The 24,505-nt window shown below is 72.6% G+C and carries 17 protein-coding genes and 2 tRNA genes; 7 read left to right on the top strand and 12 right to left on the bottom strand.

The window, feature by feature from the left end; genetic code table 11:
• Positions 1–157 precede the first annotated feature (157 nt).
• The gene (locus QBL25_RS34180) at positions 158–574 is read left to right on the top strand and encodes an SsgA family sporulation/cell division regulator (RefSeq protein WP_409060809.1); all 417 of its coding nucleotides are present in this window, start codon (positions 158–160) and stop codon (positions 572–574) included.
• Positions 575–608: 34 nt separating this feature from the next.
• Here the strand turns inward: QBL25_RS34180 and QBL25_RS34175 are convergent, their stop codons facing one another.
• Together QBL25_RS34175 and QBL25_RS34170 are read right to left on the bottom strand one after the other, a co-directional pair.
• Positions 609–1,442, bottom strand: a complete 834-nt coding sequence (locus tag QBL25_RS34175) for an isocitrate lyase/phosphoenolpyruvate mutase family protein (RefSeq protein WP_409060808.1) — start codon at positions 1,440–1,442, stop codon at positions 609–611.
• 73 nt (positions 1,443–1,515) lie between these two features.
• On the bottom strand, positions 1,516–2,196 hold the full coding sequence (locus QBL25_RS34170) for a GOLPH3/VPS74 family protein (RefSeq protein ID WP_409060807.1): 681 nt from the start codon (positions 2,194–2,196) through the stop codon (positions 1,516–1,518).
• A 316-nt stretch (positions 2,197–2,512) separates the two neighbouring features.
• On the opposite strand from QBL25_RS34170, the gene QBL25_RS34165 reads away from it, so the two are divergent.
• The 4 genes from QBL25_RS34165 to QBL25_RS34150 all read left to right on the top strand — a co-directional run bounded on the left by QBL25_RS34165 (position 2,513) and on the right by QBL25_RS34150 (position 8,459).
• Positions 2,513–4,144 carry an ABC-F family ATP-binding cassette domain-containing protein gene (locus QBL25_RS34165; RefSeq protein ID WP_409060806.1) on the top strand — a complete coding sequence of 544 codons (1,632 nt, stop codon included), beginning with the start codon at positions 2,513–2,515 and terminating at the stop codon, positions 4,142–4,144.
• Between the two features lie 10 nt (positions 4,145–4,154).
• Positions 4,155–6,446, top strand: a complete 2,292-nt coding sequence (locus QBL25_RS34160; protein WP_409060805.1) for an ATP-binding cassette domain-containing protein — start codon at positions 4,155–4,157, stop codon at positions 6,444–6,446.
• An 82-nt stretch (positions 6,447–6,528) separates the two neighbouring features.
• Complete coding sequence (gene ddaH / locus QBL25_RS34155; RefSeq protein WP_409060804.1) at positions 6,529–7,305, top strand: dimethylargininase; 777 nt, start codon at positions 6,529–6,531, stop codon at positions 7,303–7,305.
• A 182-nt stretch (positions 7,306–7,487) separates the two neighbouring features.
• Positions 7,488–8,459: an acyl-ACP desaturase gene (locus QBL25_RS34150; RefSeq protein WP_409060803.1), complete on the top strand. Its 972-nt coding sequence runs from the start codon at positions 7,488–7,490 to the stop codon at positions 8,457–8,459.
• A 150-nt stretch (positions 8,460–8,609) separates the two neighbouring features.
• Here QBL25_RS34150 and QBL25_RS34145 read toward each other — a convergent pair whose 3' ends face one another.
• From QBL25_RS34145 to QBL25_RS34130, 4 genes are all read right to left on the bottom strand, one after another.
• Positions 8,610–11,969, bottom strand: coding sequence for a hypothetical protein (locus QBL25_RS34145; protein ID WP_409060802.1), 3,360 nt, complete (start codon positions 11,967–11,969; stop codon positions 8,610–8,612).
• A gap of 52 nt (positions 11,970–12,021) precedes the next feature.
• Positions 12,022–12,094 (bottom strand) — tRNA-Trp (locus QBL25_RS34140).
• A gap of 71 nt (positions 12,095–12,165) precedes the next feature.
• Positions 12,166–13,587 (bottom strand): SDR family NAD(P)-dependent oxidoreductase, encoded by a 1,422-nt coding sequence (locus tag QBL25_RS34135; protein WP_409060801.1) that lies wholly within the window; start codon positions 13,585–13,587, stop codon positions 12,166–12,168.
• Positions 13,588–13,617: 30 nt separating this feature from the next.
• Positions 13,618–13,689, bottom strand: a tRNA-Glu gene (locus QBL25_RS34130).
• A 130-nt stretch (positions 13,690–13,819) separates the two neighbouring features.
• Here QBL25_RS34130 and QBL25_RS34125 point away from each other — a divergent pair.
• Complete coding sequence (locus QBL25_RS34125) at positions 13,820–16,291, top strand: hypothetical protein (protein WP_409060800.1); 2,472 nt, start codon at positions 13,820–13,822, stop codon at positions 16,289–16,291.
• Positions 16,292–16,375: 84 nt separating this feature from the next.
• On the opposite strand, the gene QBL25_RS34120 is transcribed toward QBL25_RS34125, so the two are convergent.
• Both QBL25_RS34120 and QBL25_RS34115 read right to left on the bottom strand, forming a co-directional pair.
• Positions 16,376–16,615: a WhiB family transcriptional regulator gene (locus QBL25_RS34120; RefSeq protein ID WP_409060799.1), complete on the bottom strand. Its 240-nt coding sequence runs from the start codon at positions 16,613–16,615 to the stop codon at positions 16,376–16,378.
• Between the two features lie 103 nt (positions 16,616–16,718).
• Positions 16,719–17,513 carry a VOC family protein gene (locus QBL25_RS34115; protein ID WP_409060798.1) on the bottom strand — a complete coding sequence of 265 codons (795 nt, stop codon included), beginning with the start codon at positions 17,511–17,513 and terminating at the stop codon, positions 16,719–16,721.
• Between the two features lie 221 nt (positions 17,514–17,734).
• Between QBL25_RS34115 and QBL25_RS34110 the strand changes: the two genes are divergently transcribed.
• Positions 17,735–18,961 carry a glycoside hydrolase family 64 protein gene (locus QBL25_RS34110; RefSeq protein WP_409060797.1) on the top strand — a complete coding sequence of 409 codons (1,227 nt, stop codon included), beginning with the start codon at positions 17,735–17,737 and terminating at the stop codon, positions 18,959–18,961.
• Between the two features lie 104 nt (positions 18,962–19,065).
• Here the strand turns inward: QBL25_RS34110 and QBL25_RS34105 are convergent, their stop codons facing one another.
• The 4 genes from QBL25_RS34105 to QBL25_RS34090 form a co-directional block, all read right to left on the bottom strand.
• Positions 19,066–19,308 carry a chaplin gene (locus QBL25_RS34105; RefSeq protein WP_409060796.1) on the bottom strand — a complete coding sequence of 81 codons (243 nt, stop codon included), beginning with the start codon at positions 19,306–19,308 and terminating at the stop codon, positions 19,066–19,068.
• 212 nt (positions 19,309–19,520) lie between these two features.
• A complete protein-coding gene (locus QBL25_RS34100; RefSeq protein WP_409060795.1) occupies positions 19,521–20,540 on the bottom strand; it encodes a LacI family DNA-binding transcriptional regulator in 1,020 nt (339 codons plus the stop codon).
• Between the two features lie 81 nt (positions 20,541–20,621).
• Complete coding sequence (locus tag QBL25_RS34095) at positions 20,622–22,229, bottom strand: GMC family oxidoreductase (RefSeq protein WP_409060794.1); 1,608 nt, start codon at positions 22,227–22,229, stop codon at positions 20,622–20,624.
• Positions 22,230–23,289: 1,060 nt separating this feature from the next.
• On the bottom strand, positions 23,290–24,387 hold the full coding sequence (locus QBL25_RS34090; protein WP_409060793.1) for a multicopper oxidase domain-containing protein: 1,098 nt from the start codon (positions 24,385–24,387) through the stop codon (positions 23,290–23,292).
• Positions 24,388–24,505 lie beyond the last annotated feature (118 nt).

Here is a 24,505-nt window from a genome sequence, read left to right as displayed (position 1 = left end):
CCACCGGAACGCAGGATTCCTTCGGGGGTTTCCGTGAAGACGGTGAAGAGCGAGCGGTGACCGAGGTCACTCCGTGTTCGCGTGCACGGATTCCGTCATTCCGACGTCTATCCAAGTGCCGACCCGAGTAGTCCAGCTGTCAGTGAGGGAGCAGGCGTTGTCCACCAGCATCGAGCAAGCCGTAGAGGCCCGCCTTGTCGCCGCCGCGCCGCGGATGTCGACCATTCCCGCGACGCTGCACTACGACCGGAGCGATCCGTTCGCCGTCCGGATGAGTTTCCCCGCCCCCGCCACGCTCGAAGGCGTCGAGGTCTACTGGACCTTCGCCCGCGAGCTGCTCTGCCAGGGCATGGAGCAGGCGGTGGGCGACGGCGACGTCCGCGTCCGGCCGTACGGCTTCGACCGCACCGTCGTGGAGTTCCACGCCCCCGAGGGCACGGCGATCGTCCACATCCGCAGCGGCGAGCTGCGCCGCTTCCTGCACCGCTCCCTGGCCCTGGTGCCCACGGGCGACGAGCATCTGTACGTCGACCTGGACCAGGACCTCGCGGACCTGATGCGGGACGCCTGCTGAACCCACCGGGGTCCGCTCGCCGGCCGCCCCCGCCTCACTCCCCGAGCAGCGCGTTCAGCTCCCCGTAGTCAAGACCGCCCGCCAGCGCCCCGTACGTCCCCTCGGTGAGCAGTTCGCGCGCGGCCTCGCGCACCACGGCGTGCGCGGCCTGGGCGATGCCCGAGCCCACGCTGATCCGCGCGACGCCGAGCTCCGCGAACCGGGCGACCGACGGCGCTCCGGGCCACGCCATCACGTTGAGCGGCCCGTCGACGCCCTCGACCAGCTCCTTCACCGTCTCCGGGTCCACCGCCCCCGGCACGAAGATCCCGTCCGCTCCGGCGGCGAGGAACGCGGCCGCCCGCTCCAGGGTCAGGGCGACGCGCTCGGCCGGCTCCCCCACTCCCCGCAGATACGTGTCGATCCGCGCGTTGACGAAGAGCGGCACGCCCGCCGTGTCGGCGGCCTCGCGGGCCGCCGCGATGCGCTCCGCCTGCCCGGCGATCGTCCGCAGCGGCTCCTGGCCCGCGTGCAGCGCGTCCTCGAGGTTCACGCCGACGGCGCCCGCGGCGAGCACCTCCCGCACGGTCCCGGCCACTCCCGCCGGGTCGGCCGCGTAGCCGCTCTCGACGTCGGCCGTCACCGGCACCCCGACCGCGGCCGCGATCGCGGCGACCGCGCCCAGTGCGCGCTGCGCGTCGAGCCGGTCGCCGTCCGCGGCGCCGAGGTCCCACGCGACACCGGCGCTGGTGGTGGCGACGGCGGCGGCACCGGCGGCCGCGACGATACGGGCGCTCGCCGCGTCCCAGGCGTTGGGCAGCACCAGCGGCCGCCCCGGGACGTGCAGGTCACGGAAGCGCAGGGCGCGGTCACGAAGGTTCGTCGTCATGCGGCCACTCAACCAGCGCCGCACCGGCCGGAGCTGGCAGGAATCCGACACCTACCTCCGCCCCCGGCCCGGCTCAGCCGCCCCCGCCGCCCGACCTGGCCGCCTCGGCGGACGCCACCGCCGACGCCAGGGCCTTGCGCAGGGTCCGCATCAGCTCGGGGAGTTCGGGGGCCGCGGCCCCGGCGCGGTCGGTGAGGGCCGCGAGCCGCTCGTTGTGCTGCCTGCGCTCCTTGCCCGGCACGACACCGCGCAGCTTGCCCGTCGCCGCGCACACCACCAGGGCCGCGTCGCCCGCGGGGACCTCGTGGACCGGCACCGGACCGCGCAGCACCGCGAGCGCCTCGGCGTGCAGGACCTCGACGTACCCGGCGCGCTCCAGCTCGTAGCGCCGGGAGGGGAAGATCCCGAAGATCCGGGTGCGCTCCGTGCGCAGATAGCCCTCGGCCGCCAGCTGGTCGCGCACCGCGTCCAGCGTGTGGCGGGACTTGTGGGTGATCCAGCCGCGCCATTTGCGGGGGCGGGACTCCTCCACGAGTTCGAGGAGGCCGTCGAGCACCGGGTTTCCGGTGCGGGCACCGAAGACCGGCGTGACGATGCCGTCGGCGTCCGAGAGGAGTCCGCGCTGGGCCAGCTCCGCGAGCGCGCAGGCCCGTACCGCGTAGTGCAGGTCGGGGGCGCCGGCGATCCGGTTCTTGCCGGTGTCCCAGGCGAGCAGGAAGATCCGGGCCGGCAGTGCGAGCGAGCCGTAGGGCATGGCGCCTCCTTGTGCGCGGTCACGATAAATCGTTGACACCGGTCGGGGCGCACCCTACGGTGTATAGCGGTTCTGTTGTCGCCGATAGGAGTAGGACGTTGCTCGTCTGAGGTTGGTGTCACCGCGTCACACGGTTCGGCCGTGTGCGTAGCGTGCGACCTCGGCACATGAGCCGTCCCACTGCCCCAGGACACAGGGCCCTTTTCTTTGCCCTCCCCTCCTGACGGCGTCGCTCCCGTCCCGCTGTCGCGCCCCGCGGTGTCCCGAAACGCGTTGCCCCTGACCGCGCTTCATCTCACGCAACCGCGAGGACCACATGTCTGCATACCCCACCTCCATCACCTGCACGTCGCTCGACTTCGCCTGGCCGGACGGCACCGGCGTCTTCGACGGTTTCCAGACGGCCTTCGGGACCGGCAGGACCGGCCTCATCGGCGTCAACGGGTCAGGGAAGTCGACCCTGTTGAAGCTGATCGCCGGTGAACTCACGCCGAGCGAGGGGGCCGTGCGGGTCGCGGGCGACATCGGGTACCTCCCGCAGAACGTCACCCTCGACACCCGGCTGCGCGTCGACGAGGTGCTCGGCATCGCGTCGGCACGCGCCGCCCTGCACGCCATCGAGTCCGGCGACGTGGCCGAAGAGCACTTCGCGGCGGTCGGCGACGACTGGGACGTCGAGGAACGCGCCGCGGCGACCCTCGATCAGCTGGGCCTGGGCCACATCGGCCTGGACCGCACCACCGGCGAGGTGTCGGGCGGCGAGTCCGTCCTGCTGCGCCTGGCCGCGCTGCTGCTGCGCCGGCCCGACGTGCTGCTGCTCGACGAACCCACCAACAACCTTGACCTGTACGCCCGTCGGCGCCTGTACGCGGCCGTCGAAGCCTGGTCCGGGGTCCTGGTCGTGGTCAGCCACGACCGCGAACTGCTCGATCTGGTCGACCAGATCGCCGATCTGCGCGACGGAGAGCTCACGTGGTACGGAGGCAACTTCTCCGCCTACGAGGAGGCCCTCGCCGCCGAGCAGGAGGCGGCGGAGCGCATGGTGCGCGTCGCCGAGTCCGACCTGAAGAAGCAGAAGCGCGAACTGGCCGACGCACACGTCAAGTTGGCCCGCCGCAAGCGGTACGGCCAGAAGATGTGGGACACCAAGCGCGAGCCGAAGGTCGTCATGGGTGAGCGCAAACGCCAGGCACAGGTGTCCGCGGGCAAGCACCGCATCATGCACGAGGAGAAACTCACCGAGGCGAAGGAGCGCCTTGACGACGCCGTCGAGGCGGTGCGGGACGACGACGAGATCCGCGTCGACCTGCCGCACACCGCGGTCCCGCCGGGCCGCACCGTACTCACCCTGCGCGACCTGACCCTGCGTTACGGGGCGTGCGTGCAAGGCGAGTTCGAGCTGCGCGGCCCCGAGCGGATAGCGCTGGTCGGCCGCAACGGCGCGGGCAAGACCACGCTCCTGCGGACGATCACCGGAGAGCTGGAGCCGGTGGCGGGCGAGGCACGGGCGCACGTCCCGCTGCGCTTCCTGCCCCAGCGGCTCGACGTGCTCGACGGAGCGCTGACCGTCGCCGAGAACGTGGCGCGGCACGCGCCCGGCGCCACGAACAACCGGATCCGGGCCCGTCTGGCCCGCTTCCTGTTCAAGGGGGCACGGGCCGATCAGCCGGCGGCGACCCTGTCGGGCGGCGAGCGCTTCCGGGCGACCCTCGCCGCACTCCTGCTCGCGGAACCCGCGCCGCAGCTCCTGATGCTCGACGAGCCGACGAACAACCTCGACATGGCAAGCGTGAAACAGCTGGCCACGGCCCTGGAGTCGTACGAGGGAGCGCTGATCGTGGCCAGTCACGACGTGCCGTTCCTGGAGTCGATCGGCATCACGCGCTGGCTGCTCCTGGACGGAGAGATGAAGGAAATCACGACAGAAGATGTCGGGTATTCCGGCTAGCTTCGCCGGTATGCACCAGTACATCACCATCACCGGAGCCCGTGAGAACAACCTCAAGGAGGTGAACCTGCGCATCCCCAAGGACCGGCTGACGGTCTTCACCGGCGTATCGGGGTCGGGGAAGTCGTCGGTCGTGTTCGACACGATCGCGGTCGAGTCGCAGCGGCAGCTGAACGAGACCTTCACGTGGTTCGTCCGCAACCGGCTGCCGAAGTACGAGCGGCCGCACGCGGAGACCATCGAGGACCTCTCGCCCGCGATCGTCGTCGACCAGCGGCCGATCGGCGGCCACTCCCGGTCCACGGTGGGCACGATGACGGACGTCTACTCGGTGCTGCGCGTGCTGTTCTCGCGGCACGGCACACCGAGTGCCGGTCCGGCCACCGCGTACTCGTTCAACGACCCGTCGGGCATGTGCCCCCGGTGCCACGGCCTGGGCAAGACCGTACGGCCCGACTACGACCGCATCCTGGACCCCGCCAAGTCCCTCGCGGACGGCGCGATCCTCTTCCCGCCGTTCGCCGCGGGGACCTGGCAGGGCCAGACGTACACCCACACCCCGGACCTGGACACGCACAAGCCGGTGGGCCGGTTCGACGCGCGCGAGCGGGAGTTCCTCCTGCGCGGCGGCAAGGACGGCGCCACGGTGAACGTCGACAACACCGGCGGCGCGCGGGACATCGACTACGAGGGCCTCGCGGACCGCTTCGAGCGGCTCTACCTCAACCGCGACCTGTCCTCGCTCTCGCAAAAGACCCGCGACCTCGTCCAGCGCTTCCTGATCGAGGGCGAGTGCGACCTGTGCGGCGGAGCGCGGCTCAACGCGGCGGCGCTCGCCACCCGCATCGACGGCATGAACATCGCCGAGGCCTCGCGCAGGGAGGTCACCGACCTCATCCCCGCCCTGGCCCGGATCGACGACCCGGTGGCGGGCCCGGTCGCCGCGGCGGCCGTGGCGGCCCTGGAGCGGATCGAGGCGATCGGGCTCGGCTACCTCAGCCTCGGCCGCGAGACCTCCACGCTCTCCGGCGGCGAGGGGCAGCGCCTGAAGACGGTGCGCCACCTCGGCTCCAGCCTGACCGGCATGACGTACATCTTCGACGAACCGAGCGTGGGCCTGCACCCGCGGGACGTGGGGCGGCTCAACGACCTGCTGCTGCGCCTGCGCGACAAGGGCAACACCGTCCTGGTCGTCGAGCACGACCCGGACGTGATCGCCGTCGCCGACCACGTCGTCGACATGGGACCGGCGGCGGGCACCGGCGGCGGTCGGGTCGTCTTCGAGGGGACACCGGAGGAGCTGCGGCGCGCCGACACCCTCACGGGCCGCCAGCTGCGGCGCTCGACCGGCGTCAAGGAGAGCCCGCGCGAGGCCGTCGGCGGACGCTGGGTCAAGGGCGCCGCCCTGCACAACCTCAAGGACGTCAGCGTGCGCGTGCCGACCGGGGTGCTCACCGCCGTGACGGGGGTCGCCGGCTCGGGCAAGAGCACGCTCGTGTCGCGGGCGTTCGTCGCCGAGCACCCGGACGCGGTGGTCGTGGACCAGTCGGGCATCGGCATCTCGGGCCGGTCCACCCCGGCGACATACCTGGGGATCATGGACTCGCTGCGCAAGCTCTTCGCGCGGGAGACCGGCCGGGACGCGGGGCTGTTCAGCTTCAACTCCACCGGAGCCTGCGAGAGCTGCCAGGGGCGCGGGGTCATCCACAGCGACCTCGCGTTCATGGACCCGGTGACCACGACCTGCGAGACCTGCGAGGGGCGCCGCTTCAAGGAGGAGGTGCTCCGGCTGACCGTCGACGGCAGCTCCGTCGCCGACGTGCTCGACATGACGGCCGAGCGCGCCCTCGCCTTCCTCGCCGCCGTCGACGACATGGCCGTGCGCCGCCGGCTGCGGGCCCTGCACGACGTGGGTCTCACCTACCTGACGCTCGGGCAGCCGCTGAGCACCCTGTCGGGCGGCGAGCGCCAGCGCATCAAGCTCGCCACGCAGCTGCACCGCACCGGCACGACGTACGTCCTGGACGAGCCGACCACCGGCCTGCACATGGCCGACGTGGACGGTCTGCTCGCCCTCCTGGACCGGCTCGTCGACGCGGGGAACACCGTGGTCGTCGTCGAGCACAACCTGGAGGTCGTCAAGCACGCGGACTGGGTGATCGACCTCGGGCCCGACGGCGGCAAGCACGGCGGGCAGGTCGTCTTCGAGGGGACGCCCGAGCAGCTGACCGCGGCCGAGGGGTCGTTCACCGCCGATCATCTGCGCCGAGACCTGGGCCTGGACCCCTGCCGCGCTGCATGATGAACGGCAGCACTCCCGGCCCGGCCCGGCGCCCGCCGGGCGGGTCACGCCCCCCGCCGCTCCGACGTACGGAGAGCATCCCGTGCCCAGCAGGAAAGCGCTCGTCCGCCGCCCCGGTCCGCGCCTGGCCGAAGGCCTGGTCACGCATGTCGAGCGGACCCCGGTCGACGCGGGGCTCGCCCTCGCCCAGTGGGAGGCGTACGCCGACGCGCTGCGGGCGCACGGCTGGGAGACCGTCGAGGTCGAGCCCTCCGACGACTGCCCGGACGCGGTCTTCGTCGAGGACGCGGTCGTCGTCTTCCGCAACGTGGCGCTGATCGCCCGGCCCGGCGCCGAGTCGCGGCGGCCGGAGACGGCGGCCGTGGAGGAGGCCGTGGCCCGGCTGGGGGCCTCCGTGAACTGGGTGTGGGAGCCCGGCACCCTGGACGGCGGCGACGTCCTCAAGGTCGACGACACGCTCTACGTGGGGCGCGGCGGGCGCACGAACGCCGCCGGGGTGCGGCAGCTGAGGGCCGTCTTCGAACCGCTGGGGGCGCGGGTCGTGGCCGTCCCCGTCAGCAAAGTCCTGCATCTGAAGTCGGCGGTGACGGCGCTGCCGGACGGCACGGTCATCGGCCATCCGCCGCTCGTGGACACCCCTTCGCTCTTCCCGCGCTTCCTGCCGGTTCCCGAGGAGTCCGGGGCCCACGTGGTGCTTCTCGGTGGCGCGAAACTGCTCATCGCGGCGAGCGCGCCGAAGAGCGCGGAACTGCTCGCCGAGCTCGGTTTCGACCCGGTCGTGGTGGATATCGGCGAGTTCGAGAAGCTCGAAGGCTGTGTGACATGCCTCTCAGTGCGGCTCAGGGAGCTGTACGCCTGACCGGTCCTGGGGCGGGTGGGGCAGCAGGGGCTCATGGGCCCCGCCGACTCAGCCACTTTACGGAGGGCTTAACCTACGGCAACGTAACCTACGACACCGTAGGTAGGTAGCACCCGCTCGTGCTTCCGCGTAACCCCTACGCACGACATCCGTAAAAAACTCCCGTCCCCCCTGGAGCCCCCGTGACGATCACCTCTCCTCATCTCGGCAGCACGGACGACTGGACCGATGCCCGGTTGCTGTTCGCCCTGGAAGAAGTGGTCGAGAAGGAGCTCAACCGCCATCTGAAGGTGGCGAAGGACTGGATGCCGCACGAGTACGTGCCGTTCTCCGACGCCCGTAACTTCCCCGGCTACTTCGAGGACGGCCAGGCCTGGGAGCCCGAGCAGTCCAAGGTCACGGACATCGGCAAGATCGCGCTCGTCGTCAACCTCCTGACCGAGGACAACCTCCCCAGCTACCACCACGAGATCGCCTCCCTCTTCGGCCGCGACGGCGCCTGGGGCAGCTGGGTGCACCGCTGGACCGCGGAGGAGGGCCGCCACGGCATCGTGATGCGCGACTACCTCCTGGCCTCGCGTGCCGTGGACCCGGACAAGCTCGAGCAGTTCCGCATGGCGCACATGGCCGAGGGCTTCGAGTCCGACAACCGTCACTCGATGCTGCACTCCGTCGCGTACGTGGCCTTCCAGGAGCTCGCGACCCGCGTCTCGCACCGCAACACCGGCCACCAGTCGGGCGACCCGGTCTGCGACCGGATGCTGGCGCGCATCGCCACCGACGAGAACCTCCACATGGTCTTCTACCGCAACCTCCTGGGCGCGGCCTTCGAGCTCGCCCCGGACCTGACCATGCAGTCCGTGCGCGACGTCGTCGTCAACTTCCGGATGCCCGGACACGGCATGCCCGGCTTCGAGCGGGCCGCCGCGCAGATGGCGATCGGCGAGATCTACAACATGCGCATCCACCACGACGACGTGATCCAGCCCGTCCTGCGCTACCTCAAGGTCATGGAGATCGGCGGGCTCGGCCCGGAGGGTCTCAAGGCGCAGGAGGAGCTCGGCATGTACATGAACGGGCTGGACAGCGAAGCCGCCAAGTTCGACGAGAAGCTGGCCGCCCGCAAGGCGCGGATGGCCGCGCGGGGCAAGTAGGCACCCTGGGGTGGGCGGCTCCTTCCGCCCACCCCATCCTTCCGCCCACCCCAGCCCCTCAGCAGCCCTCAGCAGCCCCTCAGCAGTCCCTCAACCAACCGCCCGGCCACCCGCCTGCCTGCCCGACCTCAAGGGCTCTCACCGGCGCCCTCACTCGCAGGCCGTGCACACCCCCAGCGCGGCGTCCCGTACGTCCGGCACGCCGTGGTCGCGCAAGGCGCCCAGCAGATCCCGCCACACCGGCGGCCAGCCGGTCCGCTCCCCCAGGGACTCCGTGGCGCGCACGGCGAAGAGCCCGGAAGCGTGCCCGCCGTCGTCCGCGAGGCGGCGCACCACCGCCGGCAGCGAGGCCGCATCGGCCACCGCCCCGGAGTCCGCGAGGCGCGAGCCAAGCGTCGACGCCGTCCGCACGGCCAGCGCGGGCCGCCCCTCGTGCAGCCGCGCCAGCCGGTGCAGCGCGGCCGTCACCTCCGCCGCCCCGCCGTCCAGGGCGATCGCACCGGCCAGGACGTCGGCGGCCTGCGGCACGAAATCCCCGTACCCGGCGAGCAGTTCTCCCGCGCGCAGGGCGGCGGCCCGGTGCCCCTCGCCCGCGTCGGCCAGCGTCCGCGCCACGTACTCGATCCGCCGCCGCGCGGGCAGGTCCCGGTCCGGTGACGGCGGCACGCCGGAGCCCGCGAGGGCCGCGAGAGCGCCGCACAGGGCCTCGACGCCGCGAGGCGCGGTCGCCGCGGCCGTCACGAGCGCCCGCGCGGCCACCTGCCACGTGACCCGCCGGTCGAGGTCCGCGACGGCGTGCGCGAGGACCGCGGCCGCGTCCGGTGACCAGGGGGCCCAGCGCGCGAGCGCGTCCAGCGCGCCGCCCGCCGCCTCGTCGTCCTCGGTCCCGACCGCCTCGCGCACGAGGCGCGCGTACCGCTCCCGATGGACCTCGGCCAGATCGAGCGGCCGTACCCGGAGCACCGCCGTGCGCAGCACCGGCTCACCCCCGGCGGCGTCGCTCAAGAGGCCCCACACCCGTTCCTCGCCGAGCAGCCCGCCCGCGAACGCGACACACGCCGCCCGTACGTCGCGATGGATGTCCGGCGCCTCGCAGGCGTCGGCGAGCAGCGCAGCCGCCTCGGGCGCGGGCAGCCGTACGGCGGCGAGGCGCGCGGCCTCCTTGCGGCTGGTCACCTTCGTGCCGGGGCCGCACAGGACCTCCCGCAGCTGCGCCGCGAGCCGCGAGGGCGGCACATGACGGGACGCCCGGGTCGCCGCGTACACCGCGACCCGGGCCCGGTCGGTGCCCGCGTGCGCGAGCAGCCGGGGCAGCGCGTCCCCGGGCCGCGCGGTGTGCGCGAGGGCGGCGATGGCGGCCTCGGCGAGCACGGTGTCGGGCGAGCCGGTCCAGCGGCGGACGAGTTCCTCCCCCGCGCCGGGCACCAGCGCGCCGCGGGAGATCGCCGCGGCGCGGTCCCATCCCGGCAGGCCCGCGTCACCGGCGGTCCGCGCCAACTGCCGGGCCAGCGCCTGCTGCTGGCGGGGCAGCCAGCGGCGGATCTGGCGGGCGTCGGCCGGTACGGTCCAGGAGGCGCCCTTGGTCAGAAACCGGCCGTACGGCGGTGTGTCGGCCAGGAGGGGGTCGAGCAGGTCCGTGCGGCGCGAGCACAGCACGGAGTGGACCCGTGCGAGCACGGCCGTCGACGGTTCGTGGGCCAGGACGCGAGCGACGCGTTCGTCGCGGGTCGCGGGCGGCTCGAGCCACAGGTCGATCCCTCGCGACACCGTCGCGTTGCCGCCGTAGCGGATGGCCTGCCACAGGAGTTCCTGAAGCTCCCGCATCCCGGCGGCACGCCGGCCGACCGCGCGGGCCAGCGCGAAGACGAGGCTGTAGTCGGCCTTCTCCACGCCCGCCTCGATCCAGGGCCGCAGCGCCTCGAACACGTCGTGCTCCTGGCCCCGGCGCAGGGTGTGGTCGAGGCGGCCGAGGTCGGCGCCGCCGGTGTTGCCCGAGATCCGGACCAGGGTGCGCAGCGCCCAGTTCACCAACTCCCGCCGCCCGCCCGCCGCGTGCTCGCGCAGCACGGCGACGGCCAGCCGGCTGAGGGCGCCACGGGTGGCGTACGAGGAGTCGCGCGCCGCGACGGCGTCCGCGGAGATGGTGTCGAGGAACGGTTCGGCGTCGGCGCCGAAGAGGGCGGGCCGGGTCTCGGCGAGCGCGGTCAGGGCGGCGGCCCGCACCGGGTCCTGCTCGTTCGCCAGGCGGGTCATCTCGGCGAGCACGGAGGTGACTTGGGCCGCGTCGCCGGACCGGGCGGCGTTGCGGACGAACAGCGGCCAGGCCTGGGCGCGGTCGTCGGCGGCGGGCCGCCGGGTCGCCGCCACGAGCCGGTCGCGCACCTCGGCGCAGGGCAGGAAGGACGCGGCGAGCAGCACGGCGCCGGCGGGTCGGCCCTGCTCCTCGGCGCGCGCGGCCATCCGCCGCGCCGCCTCGGCCACGGCGCTGCGGGGCAGCGCACCGAGGACGATCCCGTCGACGGCGGCGTGCCCCGCGCCGCGCCCCTGGACGGCCCGTGCGTGGAAGGCGGCGCGTTCGGCGGGCGGGTGGGCCAGCATCAGCCGGGCGAGGTCGCCGGAGGAGTCGGCGACGGTTCGGGCGTACGTGAGCAGTTCGGGGGCGCCGGATCGGGCCAGGCGGCGCAGTACGGAGGGCGTGAGCGCGCCACCGCGCCGCAGCGACAGGCCCCGTGGCCCGCAGAGGAGCGTGAGGACGCGCCCCGGTGCGGCGTCGGCCAGCACGCCCACGTACGGATGGAGGGGCCGGGGCACCGCGCCGGGGGCGAACCGCTCGTGGTCCAGCAGGTCGAGGACCCGCAGGGGCTCCGCACGGGTGACGGCCGCGATCCCGGCCGCGTACCGCTGCCACCACGTGTCCCGCAGCGCGGCGGGCAGCGCTTCGAGTTCGCGTGCCGCGACGTCGAGGAGCACACCCGGGTGCCGCCTCGCCAGGGACCGCCATCCGCGCACGGCGTGGAAGAGCTGCGGCAGCAGCCGCTCGGCCACCGGGCCCGAGCAGCCGGGCAGCAGCCGCGCCGCCTCGGCGTCGCCCCACCGGCGCCGCAGCCCGTCGACCACACGATCGGCGAGCGCGGTGCGCCGCCCCTCGACGATCGCCCGCACCAGCTGCCGCCGGACGGCCTCGGGAGCGTCGTCGAGCGCCGGCTCGAACGCGGCGTCCGGCACACGGTGGCTCTCCGCGACCCGCAGGGCATGTCCGCGCACGAACGGGTCGGGGTCGGCGAGCCGCGCTCCGGTCCACTCGGCGTCCCCGCCGGCCGAGGCGAGCAGGATGGCCACCGCGCGTTCGTACGGACCGCCGCTCTCCAGCTCTTCGAGCACGGGTCGCAGCGCGCCGCGGCCCGCGAAGTCCCGGGCGCTCTCGGCGATCTCGCGGACCCGGCGCGGGTGGGACAGCGGGTCGAGATCGGAGAGCAGATGGCGGGCGGCGGTCTTCTCGGGCTGGGCCATGCGCGGATTCTGCCCGGCGGGGGCGGTCCGGGGACAGCGAATTGCCGAGGGGGCGGGACGGCTGGAATCGAACCAGCGTGTTCCGGTTTTGGAGACCGACGCGACAGCCCCTGCGCTACGTCCCGCCCTTGGGGTGAATCGTATCCCCGGAGCGGGGCGGGAGCCACGGGTTACGCGAGAGCCCCGGGGGCCACGGTCACCACTCCGCCTCCCGGTAGTCCTTGAGGAAGACCCCCGAGAGCGGTGCGCCCGCCTCGCCCCGCACGATGGGGTCGTAGACGCGGGCCGCGCCGTCCACCACGTCGAGGGGCGTGCGGAAGCCCGCGCCCGCGATGCGGTCCTTCTTCGGGGCCGGGTTCTCGTCGGTGATCCAGCCGGTGTCGACGGCGCACATGTGCACGCCGCGCTCGGCGAGTTCGGCCGCGCTCGTGCGCGTGAGCATGTTCAGCGCGGCCTTCGCCATGTTCGTGTGCGGATGCCCGGCCGTCTTGTTCCGCACCGCGAAACGGCCTTCGACCGCCGTGACGTTGACGATGTACGTCCGGGGGTGCGGCGATGCGAGCAGCAGCGGCAGCAGCCGGTCGCAGAGCAGCGCCGGGGCGAACGCGTTGACCAGCTGGGTCTCCAGGACCTCGGCGGGGTCGAGGTCCCCCAGGCGTGCGGACCAGGAGTTCTCGGGCGAGGGATCGTGCAGCAGACCCGCCTCGTCGGCCACGCGCACGGCACCCATCCCATCGGCCCCGCGCACGGCATCCATCCCATCGGCCCCGCGCCCGGCATCCGCTTCGGAGTCCCGCAGGACGAGCGCGAGCGTGCCCCGTGTCGCGGTGGCGCCCTCCAGGACCCCCATCGGCCTGAACCCGGGAGCGGCGCGCACCCCGGCGGGCAGCTCCGCGGCCTCCCCCACCGCGAGCGCCGCGTACGACTCGGGCGGGCGGCGGACGGTCTGTGCCGCGTTGTTGACGAGGATGTCCAGCGGCTCGCCCTCTCGCCGCAACTGCGCGCACAGGCCGAGGACTTGGCGCGGGTCACGGAGGTCGACGGCGAGCACGGTGAGCCGGTCGAGCCACTTCTCGCTGCCCGGCACCGCGCGGAAGCGCCGCTCGGTGTCGTGCGGGAAGCGGCTGGTCACCAGGAGTTCGGCGCCGTCGCGCAGCATCATCAGGGCCAGCTGGAAACCGATCTTCACGCGGCCCCCGGTGAGCAGCGCCCGGCGCCCGCTCAGATCGGTGGTCAGCGCGCGCCGGGAGCGGTTGTCGGCGGCGCAATCGGGACAGAGCCGGTGGTAGAAGGAGTCGACCTGTCGATACGACGTCTTGCAGACATAGCAGGGACGGGGCCGCCGGAAGACCCCTGCGGCGCCCTCGGCGTCCAGCGGCGCGTCCTCACGGCGGTCGCCGGCCCCGGTGGCGGTGGCGGCCATCACCGCCGCGTCGGCGGCGGAGAGCTCGGCCCCGCGCGCCTTGCGCCTGCGCAGCCGTCCGTCACGGGCGAAGGACGCGGCGACCTGCTCGGCCCGCAGCCGCACCGGGTCGTCGACGGGCAGCTCGCGGAGCCTGCCGATCACGTCGTGGAAGGCGGCCAGGTCCGCCTCGCTGATCCCGCCGCTCTCGCTCATCCGCCCCGCCCCAGCCCTGCCGTCCGCTCGTGGTCCCGACCGGATTCGAACCGGCGTGTCCGCCCTGAGAAGGCGGCGAGTCTGCCTCTGCTCTACAGGACCCCGCACCCGCGCCGACCAGGAACCTTCGGCCCGGCCGCGCCCCCGGAGCGTATCCGCACAAGGCCCCCCGTGCCGAACCGATTTACGGCCGCCCGCCCCGGTGCAACGGTGGGCAGCGGGGGTGGAACCCATGGCTCAGACCCATGAATGGATGTTCTACGAGGTCATGTGGCGCGCCTGGGCGGCACGGGACCGGGTGCCGTATCCCGTTCCGTGGTGGGCACAGGCCGCCTTCCGGCACTGGAGCGACGATTTCGACCGGGGAGCGTACGAGTCGAAGGAGGCGGCCTTCGCCTCCAACGCGCTCTACCGCTACTGGCACATGGTGGGCGTCAAGGACCACCGTCAGGAGTCCCTCGTCGGGCAGGCCGGTGAGATCGAGCCGGTCTACGACAAGTACTGCCTCTCCTTCTTCCTCTACGCGCCGTCGACGGGCGCCGTCCGTCTTCCGCAGCTGACCGGCGCCGGAGCCGTCGGCCAGCGCATGGAGGCGCCGCATCTGCCGGTGGTCCTGACGACGTTCCGCACCGCCGACGGCACCGAGTTCGTGCAGCGGACCTTCGGCACCACCGTCGGCTCCCGGCAGCGGGACCTCGTCGTGACGCGCCTGACCGTGGGCAGCGCCACCGGGCAGCCGCGCGAGGGCTGGCTGTGCGCGGCCGTCATGCCCGCGGGGCCCAGCGGCTTCCAGCGGCACGACCGCAACGGGCGCCGGATCACCGACCGGCGTCTGACCTGTCTGCGCCATCTGCCCGACGAGGGGCGGGTGGAGACCAACTCCGGGTGGGGCCCGGTGTTCGACACGGCTCCCGAGCAGTACGGCGTGTACGGCAACCCGGACTTCCGTCACGACCCGGACTCCTATCTCACCCGCAGTCCGTTCCACGATCTCGTCACGGGCGGCAAGCTGAACGGCGCGCTCCAGGCGCAGGACCAGGTCGCCGGCCTGTGCAGCGCGGCGTTCGCCTGGCCCTACCGGATCGCCGACGACGAGCTGTTCGAGCTCGACGTGCGGCTGCCCGTCGATCAGTACAGCGGGTCGGCCGACCTTGCGGAGATCAAGGCGACGCCCGCCCCGGCCCTGGAGGAGGCCAACCGGGTCTTCTGGACGGGCAAACTGATCGCGCGCGGCGTGCAGCCGCACCTGCCCCAGCCGGTGGCGCACTTGGCCGACCAGTTCCGCCAGTGCCGTTCGCAGCTCCTGATCCTCTCCGACCACGGCGAGATCCATCCGGGCCCCACCGTGTACGACTCCTTCTGGATCCGTGACTCCTCCGTCGAGGCCACGGCGTGCTCGCTGGCCGGTGACACGGCCCTGGCCGAGCGCCAGCTGGGCACGCACCACCCGTTGAAGTTCAACCGCGGCCGGGGCCGCATCGGCCCGTGCGCCGAGTACGGCTTCTACGGCGGACCGCACGAGAAGGACGACCGCGAGTGGGACAGCAACGGCCAGGCCCTGTGGGCGATCGGCCGCTTCGACCGGACCCATGGGCGCTCCACCGGCTTCGGCGCGAAGCTCTACACGCCCTACGTCGTCGACGGCGCCCGGTGGCTGCGGGACAACCGCGATCAGTACGGCCTGCTGCACAGCGGCTGGAGCGCCGAGCACCTGGGCGAGCGGGACAAGCCGCACTACTGGGACGATCTGTGGGCTCTCGCGGGGCTCCATGAGGCCGCCCGGCTCGCGGAACGCCTCGGGACACCCGAAGTGCCCGAACTCTGGGGCGCTTTCGACGACGTGAAGCGGGCCACGGCGGCCTCGATCCGCTGGGTCCTGGAGGAGCAGCGCAAGCGCGGGGCCTGGGAGACGTACATCCCGACCGGGCCCGCCGACGTCGGCCGGCTCGACTCGACGATGATCGGCACGGCGGCCTTCTTCCATCCGCTGCGCCTGCACATGGGCAGCAAGCTGGGCGAGGACATCGACCGGGCGGCCCGCTGGACGCTCGACACCATGTACGCGCACTTCGTGACCGGCGGCTACCGCCACGAGGCGGCCTGGAACGCCTACGGGCCTTATCTCACCACGCAGTTGGCGCACGCCTACCTGCTGGCCGGTGACACCGGGCGGATGGACGAGCTGCTCGGCTGGATCGTGGGCGCCTCGCTGCCCCGGACCGAGGAGCGGGCGGTGGCGCTCGGCGCGTGGAACGAGCAGCACGCCTCCCCGATCGCTTCCGACTACCGCGAGGTGCCGTCCCGGCACTGGTACATGGGGGACATCCCGCACGGCTGGGCGGCGGCGGAGTATCTGCTCCTGATCCGCGACATCCTCTTCTTCGAGGCGGACGAGGACCGCGATCCGCATCTCTACGTCGCTCCGGGCATCCGCCCCCACTGGGTGCCGGACGGGGCGTCGGTGGCCGTCGACGACGCCCCGAACCTGTTCGGCGCGCCCTTCGGTTACCGGCTGAGTCATGAAGCGGGCGCGCGGAAGGTGACCGTGGAGATCACGCGGGCGCCGGAGCGGGTGCGGTACGTCTATCCGTGCCGCTTCGGCCCGGTGCGGGCGGTGCGGGCGGACGGCCGCGACCTGCCGGTGACCGGGGACGACGTACATGTCCCGGCGGGCACGCGGAGGTTCACGGTCACCTACGCCTGAGGCGGCAGGCGACCGCGCCCGCCTGAATCGAGCGCGGTCGCCCACCCGTGGGCGTTCATGCGCCAAGGGGCGCTGTCCGAAGGGTCAGTTGCGTCTGAGGCTGAGCCGTTCCTTCTCGGAGAGGCCGCCCCAGACGCCGAAGCGCTCGTCGTGGGCCAGGGCGTACTCCAGGCACGCGGGGCGCATCTCGCACAGCTGGCAGATGTACTTGGCCTCGCGCACCGAGCTGCCCGGTTCCGGGAAGAAGAACTCGGATCCGGTCTGGGCGCACAGGGCCTGCTCCTGCCAGGCGAGTTCCGGCTCGGCTGTCATGTCGATCTGCATGCCGTCGATGCTGGCAGGGGGCGCGAAACAGCGGATCAACGAACGATCAACGCCGTGACGTGCGCTGTTTCGGGCGCCTTCCGCAGCCGGTCCGCGGCGGCGGTCAGCTGCCGCTCGGCGCCTGCGGCCGCATCAGCGCGAACCGCGCCCCGGAGGGATCGGCGAGCTTGGCGAAGCTGCCGACGCCCGCGAGGTCCATGCGGGGCACCCGGACCGTCCCCCCGGACGGCTCGACGCGGGCCAGCACCGCGTCGATGTCGCTCACCTGGAAGTACGGAGTCCAGTACGGCCCGGCGTCGGCTTCCTCGGGGGCGTCGGAGAGCGGCCACAGGCCGCCGAACATGTCGTCCGCGGTGCCGTCCGCGGGGTGCACCATCCTGTACGCACCGCCCTCGAAGGCCTGGGTCGTGGTGTTCCAGCCGAACACCGAGCCGTAGAACCCCTGGGCCGCTTCGACGTCCGGGGTGTAGAGCTCCGTCCAGCACAGGCTGCCCGGGGCGTCGACCAGGTCGAGGCCTTTGTTCGTGCCCGGCTGCCAGACGGCGAAGCCGACTCCCTGATCGTCCTTGAGGACCGCCATGCGGCCCATGTCCCCGACGTCCATGGCCTCGTACACCGTGCTGCCGCCGGCCTGCTCGACCGCCTTGGCCGTCGCGTCGGCGTCCGGCGTCTTGAAGTACAGCGTCCAGCCCGGCGGGGCCTGGTCGGCGGTGACGGTCATGGCGCCGGCCACGGTCTTGCCGCCCGTCTGATACATGCCGTATCCACCGAATTCCGCGCCGCCCGACCGGAACTCCCAGCCGAACAGTGCGCCGTAGAAGGCATGGGCGGCTTTCAGGTCCGGGGTGCCGAGGTCGACCCAGACAGGGGCACCCATGGCATAACGGGTATTGAGCATGATCGACTCCTTTGTCGCATCCTCTTCCGTCTTTCTGAGTCTGCCACCCGGCACTGACAGTGCGCGCGCGCTGCCATCTTGTGAAAGAAACAAGATTTTGAGAGCGCTCTCAGCCACAACTCTTGACGGTTCAATGCGCCGCCGTGACAGTGGTCGCACCACACGGCCGCCACCCCCACACGGCCGCACGACATCCCCCCACACATCCCGGGAGACCTTCCGTGATTTCGCGTCGAGTGTTCCTGTCCACTGCCGCCGGTGCCGCCGGAGCCCTCACCTATCCGGTCTGGGGCAGCGCCCTCAGCCCCGGCGCCAAGGCGGCCCCCGCGACCTGTGAACTCGCCCTGGAGAACAAGTCGTTGCCCGGCAATGTGCGGGCCTACGTCACCGGGCACGAGCAGGGCACCGACCGCTGGGTCCTGCTGAAGCCGGACGGGGGCGTCTACCGGCCCGACTCACCCTCGGCCCCGCAGACCCCGCTGCCCGTCGACTGCGCGATCCCGCTCGGTGCCGCCGGGTCCGCGCCGAAGGTGCTGACGCTGCCTCAGATGTTCGGCGCGCGCGTCTACTTCGTGCGGGACGACAAGCTGGACTTCTTCCTGAACCCGGGCCCCTCGCTGGTCGAGCCCGCCTTCGCGACCAAGGAGGACCCCAACTACGGGCGCACCTGGTCGTTCTGCGAGTTCACCTTCAACACCTCGCAGCTGTACGCCAACATCAGCTACGTCGACCTGGTCACGGCCCTGCCCATCGGTCTGACCCTGGAGGGCGACGCGAAGCACACCGTGGCCCCGCTGCCCGACGGCGCCGTCGACAAGATAGCCGCCGACCTCGTCGCGCAGGAGGCGAAGGACGGGCAGCCCTGGGGCGATCTGGTGATCCGCGGCGACGACGGGAAGGTGCTCCGGGTCATCTCGCCGCAGAACCTCATGGCACCGTACTTCGACCGTCCCGCCGAGATGCCGTTCCGGGACGTGTGGAACAGCTACATCGACCAGGTGTGGGACAAGTACCGCTCCACCGACCTGAAGATCGACCTCCAGGGCGGCCGGGGCGTGTTCACCGGCCGGGTCAGCGGGGACACGCTGACCTTCAACGGCGGCCACGCCTTCCCCAAGCCGACGTCCAAGGACATCTTCACCTGCAACCACGGGCCCTTCACCAACAATCCCGGGGACCCGGACGACAAGAAGGGCCTGCTCGCGCGGCTCGCGGCGGGGTTCAACCGGAGCATCATGCTGACGCACGCCGAGCAGCCGAACGGCGCGGGTGCGGGTGACTACTACAAGGGTGACGTCACCAACCACTGGGCCCGCGTGGTGCACGCCAACTCGCCCATCGGGTACGCGTTCCCGTACGACGACGTCCGCCCTGACGGCGAGCCGGACGTGTCGGGCGCCGCGCACGACGGCAATCCCCGCCGCTTCACGGTGAGCGTCGGCTCCTAGCCTCCCCGCCGCGGGCCTCGGCCCGCACGTGCGTCGCCCCGTCGCGAGCTGGTCGCGACGGGGCGATGTGCCGTGCGGCAGGCCTCACCCGCCGGTCGGGCCGCTTACTGGCAGTTGTTGCCGGCGGCCGGGTTGAGCAGGCCGACGACGTTGAGGGAGTTGCCGCACGCGTTGACGGGGATGTCGACCGGCACCTGGAGGACGTTGCCGCTGAGGACGCCCGGCGAGTTCTGCGCCGTGCCCTCGGCGTAGGCGCCGGGGCCGGGGTCGGCGACGGCGGAGCCGGCCCCGCCGATGACGGTGACCGCGGCGAAGGCCGCTGCTGCCAGGATCGCGCACTTGCGCATGGTGTTACCTCCGTTGAAGGGAAGTGCTGCACCGAGCCTCACCCGGGGACGACGCGACAAAAACGCAGGTGGCCCGTGCGGGGGAACGAGGACACCCGTTAGTGGGACCACAGGGCGACAGACGACCCCCGGCCCGTACGGGAGCCGGGCGTCGGAGCCGCGCGCCGGACCCCCACCCCGGAGGCGCCCGCCGCCCCCTCAGGGGGTTCCCCCTACGCCGACCCCCTCCGCACCAGCTTCGTCGGCAGGATCACGCTCTCCGCCGGGAGGTCGTCGCGGGACAGGAGCATGCGGGCCATCAGGCGGCCCATCTCCTCGATGTCCTGGCGCACCGTCGTCAGCGGCGGTTCCACCTGCTCGGCCACCGCCAGCATGTCGTCGAAGCCCACCACCGCCACGTCCTCCGGCACCCGCCTGCCCCGCTCCCTGAGCACCCGCAGCGCGCCCGACGCCGTCATGTCGTTGGCGGCGAAGACGCCGTCCAGGTCGGGGACGCGGTCCAGGAGCTCGCGCATCGCGCGTTCGCCGCCCGAGGGGGTGAAGTCACCCTGCGCCACGAACCTCTCCCCCGCGTCCGGCACGACGTCGCGGAAGCCGTCCAGGCGGTCCACCGCCGACGTCTGGTCGAGCGCGCCGGTGATGTGCGCGACGCGGGTGCGGCCCAACGAGAGGAGATGGCGGACGGCGTCCCTCGCCCCGCCGCGGTTGTCGCAGTCGACGTACGGCGCCGTCGCCGTCCCCTCGGGCCACCCCGGACGGCCGCCGAACACCGTCGGCACCCCCGCCCCCTGGATGATGCCGGGCAACGGATCGTCCAGGTGCAGGGAGAAGACGAGGGCACCGTCCACATGGCCGCCCGCGAGATAGCGGCCGACCCGCTCGTGGTCGTCCCGGCCCTCCGTGAGCAGTAGCACCAGCTGGACGTCGCGTGACGTCAACTCCTTGCTGATGCCGCGCAGTTGCAGGGCGAAGAACGGGTCGGCGAAAACCCGCGTCTCCGGCTCGGCGATCACCACGGCGACCGCGTCGTGGCGGCGGGTCACCAGGCTGCGGGCGGCGCGGTTGGGCACGTAGCCGAGCTCGTCGACCGCCTGCCTGACCTTCTCGGCGAGCACCTCGCGCACGCCCGCGTCGCCGTTGACGACGCGGGACACCGTGGCCCGCGAGACTCCGGCTCGGGCGGCCACGGCCTCCAGGGTGGGGCGCGGGGCAGCGCTCGGCGGCTCGGTCACGTGGGACTCCTCGGGGCGGCTGGCTGGTGCGCCGGTCAGGATACGACCGGGGGGCGGGGCGGGGAGACACACCCGCCCACGTCACCTCCGCGCGTCCGCCCTGATCAGCACGGCCGCCTTCTCCGCGAGGGCCACCGTGGGGGCGTGCGTGTGACCGCGTGTGATCCGCGGCATGACCGAGGCGTCCACCACCCGCAGCGCCGTCACACCCCGCACCCGGAGCGCCGGATCGGTCACGGAGGCGTCGTCGGCGCCCATCCGGCAGGTGCCGACGGGGTGGTACAGCGTCTCGGCCCCGGCGCGGATCGCGCGGGCGAGGGTCGCGTCGTCGACCGTGCCCGGATGCGGCGCGAGGGGCCCCGAGGTGTACGGGGCGAGGGCGCGCCCCGCGAGGAGCTCCTCCGCGCGGCGCACCCCGGCGACGAGCGTGCGGATGTCGGCCTCCGCCGTCAGGTAGCCGGGGTCGATGTAGGGAGCGGCGCCGACCCCGGGGCCCCGCGGAGTGATCCGGCCCTCGCTCTGCGGCTGGAGCAGGATCACGCCGATCGTGATGCCGTGGTCGACGGGCGGGGTCAGGGCGTGCTCGACGAAGGGGACGGGGGCGAAGATCAGCTCGATGTCGGGTGCGGCGAGTTCGGCCCTGGTCCTGATGAACGCGACCGCCTCGCCGACGTTCGAGGTGAGCGGCCCGCGCCCGCCGAGCAGATAGCGGCCGACGTTGGGCAGGGAGTCCGCCCCGGTCAGCGTGACGGGCTCGGGGCAGCGCATGACGACCGGGTAGGAGAGGTGGTCCTGGAGGTGGCGGCCCACGCCCCGGGAGGTGACACGCGGCGTGATGCCCGCCTTCGCGAGGTCGTCCGGGTCCCCGATGCCGGAGGCGAGCAGGAGCTGCGGGGAGCCGATGGCGCCCGCGCTGAGGATCACCTCGCGGCGGGCGATGAGCTTGCCGGGGACGCCGTCGGCGATGACACCGGCCACGCGCGTCCCGTCCAACTCCAGCCTGCGGACCCGCGCTTCGGTCAGGACGTGGAGGTTGCGGCGCCGCCGCGCCGGTTTCAGATAGCCGTCGGCGGCGCTCCACCGGCGTCCGCGGCGCTGGTTGACCGGGGTGAGCGCGAAGCCGCCGTGGTCGGGCTCGTCCAGGCCCGGCAGCTCGCGCAGCCCCGCCTCGCGGCAGGCGTCCAGGAACGCGCCGGTGGTGGGGTTGACGGCGCGGGGCGGCGAGATCCACAGGGGGCCATCGTTGCCGTATCCGCCGCCCTCGCCCGCGCCGCCGGACGTGCCGGGAGCGCCCGCCCACCGTTCCGCGCGCCGGAAGTACGGTTCGAACGCCTCGTAGGACCACTCGGGCCCCGCGGCCTCGCCCCAGGCGTCGTAGTCGTCGCGGTGGCCGCGCACCCACATCATGGCGTTCATCGAGGACGAGCCGCCCAGCGTGTGGCCGCGCGGCCAGTACAGTTCGCGGCCGTCCAGCGCGGGCTGCTTCGCGGTGGTGTAGTTCCAGTCGTACGGCGTCTTGAACAGCTTCGGGAAGGCCGCCGGGATACGGATCTCCGGCTTCCGGTCGCGTGGCCCCGACTCGACGAGCGCCACCCGCACCGCGGGGTCCTCGGAGAGCCGGGCGGCGAGGACGCAGCCCGCTGAACCGGCGCCGACGATGACGTAGTCGTACACGCTGTCCTTGCTCAACTCGACTCCCTTGAATGGCAGTTCACTGAGGGGTGCGCACAGGGGACGTACGGGTGCGGTGCCTGGATGGAGCGCTTGGATGAGGCGTACAAGGAGTACACCCAACGTGGACCTCTGGGTAAAGGGATGGCGCGCGGTTCGGCCGGTCCTCCACGATCTCCACATGATCACCGGAAAGGGCGGCCCCGGGTCCGGGACGCGGCACGACGGCGACCGCGGCCATCGGCCCGGCGTTCCGCCGTCCTCAGCGCTCCGCGCACCTCCCGGCACGCGGGAGACGCAGCTCGCCCCGTACGCACGCCTGCCCCGCCGTCACCACGGCCGCCACATCGCGCACAGCACCGTCGACGCCTTCGGACGGGCCCACTGGCTGCTCACCGCGCGCGCACCGGGGCGCGGACGTGGCGCGATGAAGCCGTACGACGCGACGGTCGTGACCGTCGGCGCCCCCGGCACCGACAGCACCCCCGGCACCGCCGGCCGGGACCGCGTCACGGAACTGGGCGCGCTGTGGGTCGGCTACTTCGACGAGGGAATCTCCGGCCGCGACGAACTCAGCCACCCGGGCCTGCGGTGCTGGAGCACCGACGGCGAACCCCTGTGGGCGTACGAGGCGGCGGAGGGCGCGAGCGAGATCCACGACTGCTACGCCCTGAACGTCACCGACGACGCCGTCTGGGTCTGCGCCTACAGCGGCTTCGCGCTTCTGGAGGTCCGGCCCGGCCGCCCGGTGCGGCAGCGCGCGAACGACGTGGCGGGGGCCACCGCCCTTGCCGTGCACCAGGGCCGGGTGACCTTCGTCGGCAGGTACGGGGAGGAGCGCGACCGACTCGTCGGCGCCGAACTGCGGCACGGGGAGGTCCGCCCGTACGCCTCGGGGCGCCTGACCGGACCCGACGGCGGTCCGCTCGGGCCCGCAGGACGGTCGGCCGAGGCCCGCGCGTCTACGTACAGAGCGAGCCGTACACGGAGTGGACCGTGCTGGACCTCGACACACTCACCGTGTGACGTGAGGGGCGTCGGGCGGGGGTGTGGTGCCCCTCGACGCGACCTCTATCGCCTAGCCGTGGTCATGGTGGGAGGAGGCCCCGGAGTCCGCCGATTCCTTCGTGTCACCGGCGGACTTATCCGCGTCCCCCGAGGACTTCTCCGCGTCCCCGGAGGATTTCTCCCCGTCCCCCGAGGACTTCTTCGCGCTCCCGGACGCGTGATGCGGCTCGTAGTCCGGGATCGTTCCGTCCGCCTTCTTCACCAGGAACAGTCCGGCCATGCCCATGTCGGAGTGGCTCTGCACATGGCAGTGGTACATCCAGGCGCCCGCCCCCACCCCCTCCCCCGCGATGACCTGGAAGCCGAAGGAGTCCCCCGGCCCGGTGATCTTGTCGTCGAGGATCTGACTCGGGTCGTCGGGGCCGGTCAGCAGACCCGTGCGGTTGTCCGCCCAGCGATGACCGTGCACGTGGAACGTGTGGTAGTACTCGCCGTGCGTGATCGAGATGAACTCGATCCGATCCCCCACCGTGGCCTCGAAGTTGGGGGCGTCGTGGCCCGCCTTGTTGTTGATCGTCATGTCGTTGAAGACGATCGTGAAGGTCTTGTCCGGCAGCAGGTCACCCTTGCGGCGCACGACCAGCGCGCCGTACAGCCCCTTGCGCACGCCGCCCGTCCCGTGATCGGTGCCGACGACGTGGTCGTGGTAGTGCCAGTAGCCGGCCGTGCCCGGTCGCCAGGTGCCGTCCTTGCGGCGGCCCGGCGCGTGGGTGCGCCAGGTGTAGGTCCGCTTGCCGCCCGGCTCCACGTGGCTGTTGGTGTGCCGGGTGCCGTCGCTGGATATCTCGTAGTCCATGCCGTGCACGTGCAGGCTCGCGTCCACGTCCATCGTGTTCTCGAACTCGATGTGCAGGGTGTCGCCCTCGTTCAGCTCGATGAGCGGGCCCGGGATCGACGCCTTGCCCTTCTCCAGGCCGTAGCCCATCTGTCCGTCCGGCAGCTTCTCCGCGTACAGCTTGATGCGGCGCACCTCGCCGCCGGCGGGCGCGGTCTTCGGTCCCTCGGCCGTGCTCGCCTCGGGCGCGGTGGCCAGCGACAACGATGTCACACCGGCCGTCGCGGCCACGCCGCCCACGAGCATCCGCCGGTTGAAGCTCCGTCGATCCATGCCGAACTCCCCACTGCGGTACGGAGACTGACGGGGCGCAGGTGGCCCCCGAGACGGCCACACGGTATCGGGGGGATCTTTGTTTATCCACACGCAGGACAAAGTTCGCGGAATTCCG

The sequence above is a fragment of the Streptomyces sp. SYP-A7185 genome, from assembly GCF_046103685.1.
GTDB lineage: Bacteria > Actinomycetota > Actinomycetes > Streptomycetales > Streptomycetaceae > Streptomyces.
This window is presented reverse-complemented; position numbering and strand designations above follow the sequence as displayed.

What these genes read in the sequence shown, in the direction of transcription:
- QBL25_RS34175 (WP_409060808.1), bottom strand. Translation starts at nt 1,442, where the DNA reads ATGACGACGAACCTTCGTGACCGCGCCCTGCGCTTCCGTGACCTGCAC.
- QBL25_RS34170 (WP_409060807.1), bottom strand. Translation starts at nt 2,196, where the DNA reads ATGCCCTACGGCTCGCTCGCACTGCCGGCCCGGATCTTCCTGCTCGCC.
- QBL25_RS34165 (WP_409060806.1), top strand. Translation starts at nt 2,513, where the DNA reads ATGTCTGCATACCCCACCTCCATCACCTGCACGTCGCTCGACTTCGCC.
- QBL25_RS34160 (WP_409060805.1), top strand. Translation starts at nt 4,155, where the DNA reads ATGCACCAGTACATCACCATCACCGGAGCCCGTGAGAACAACCTCAAG.
- QBL25_RS34145 (WP_409060802.1), bottom strand. Translation starts at nt 11,969, where the DNA reads ATGGCCCAGCCCGAGAAGACCGCCGCCCGCCATCTGCTCTCCGATCTC.
- QBL25_RS34135 (WP_409060801.1), bottom strand. Translation starts at nt 13,587, where the DNA reads ATGAGCGAGAGCGGCGGGATCAGCGAGGCGGACCTGGCCGCCTTCCAC.
- QBL25_RS34125 (WP_409060800.1), top strand. Translation starts at nt 13,820, where the DNA reads ATGGCTCAGACCCATGAATGGATGTTCTACGAGGTCATGTGGCGCGCC.
- QBL25_RS34120 (WP_409060799.1), bottom strand. Translation starts at nt 16,615, where the DNA reads ATGCAGATCGACATGACAGCCGAGCCGGAACTCGCCTGGCAGGAGCAG.
- QBL25_RS34115 (WP_409060798.1), bottom strand. Translation starts at nt 17,513, where the DNA reads ATGCTCAATACCCGTTATGCCATGGGTGCCCCTGTCTGGGTCGACCTC.
- QBL25_RS34105 (WP_409060796.1), bottom strand. Translation starts at nt 19,308, where the DNA reads ATGCGCAAGTGCGCGATCCTGGCAGCAGCGGCCTTCGCCGCGGTCACC.
- QBL25_RS34090 (WP_409060793.1), bottom strand. Translation starts at nt 24,387, where the DNA reads ATGGATCGACGGAGCTTCAACCGGCGGATGCTCGTGGGCGGCGTGGCC.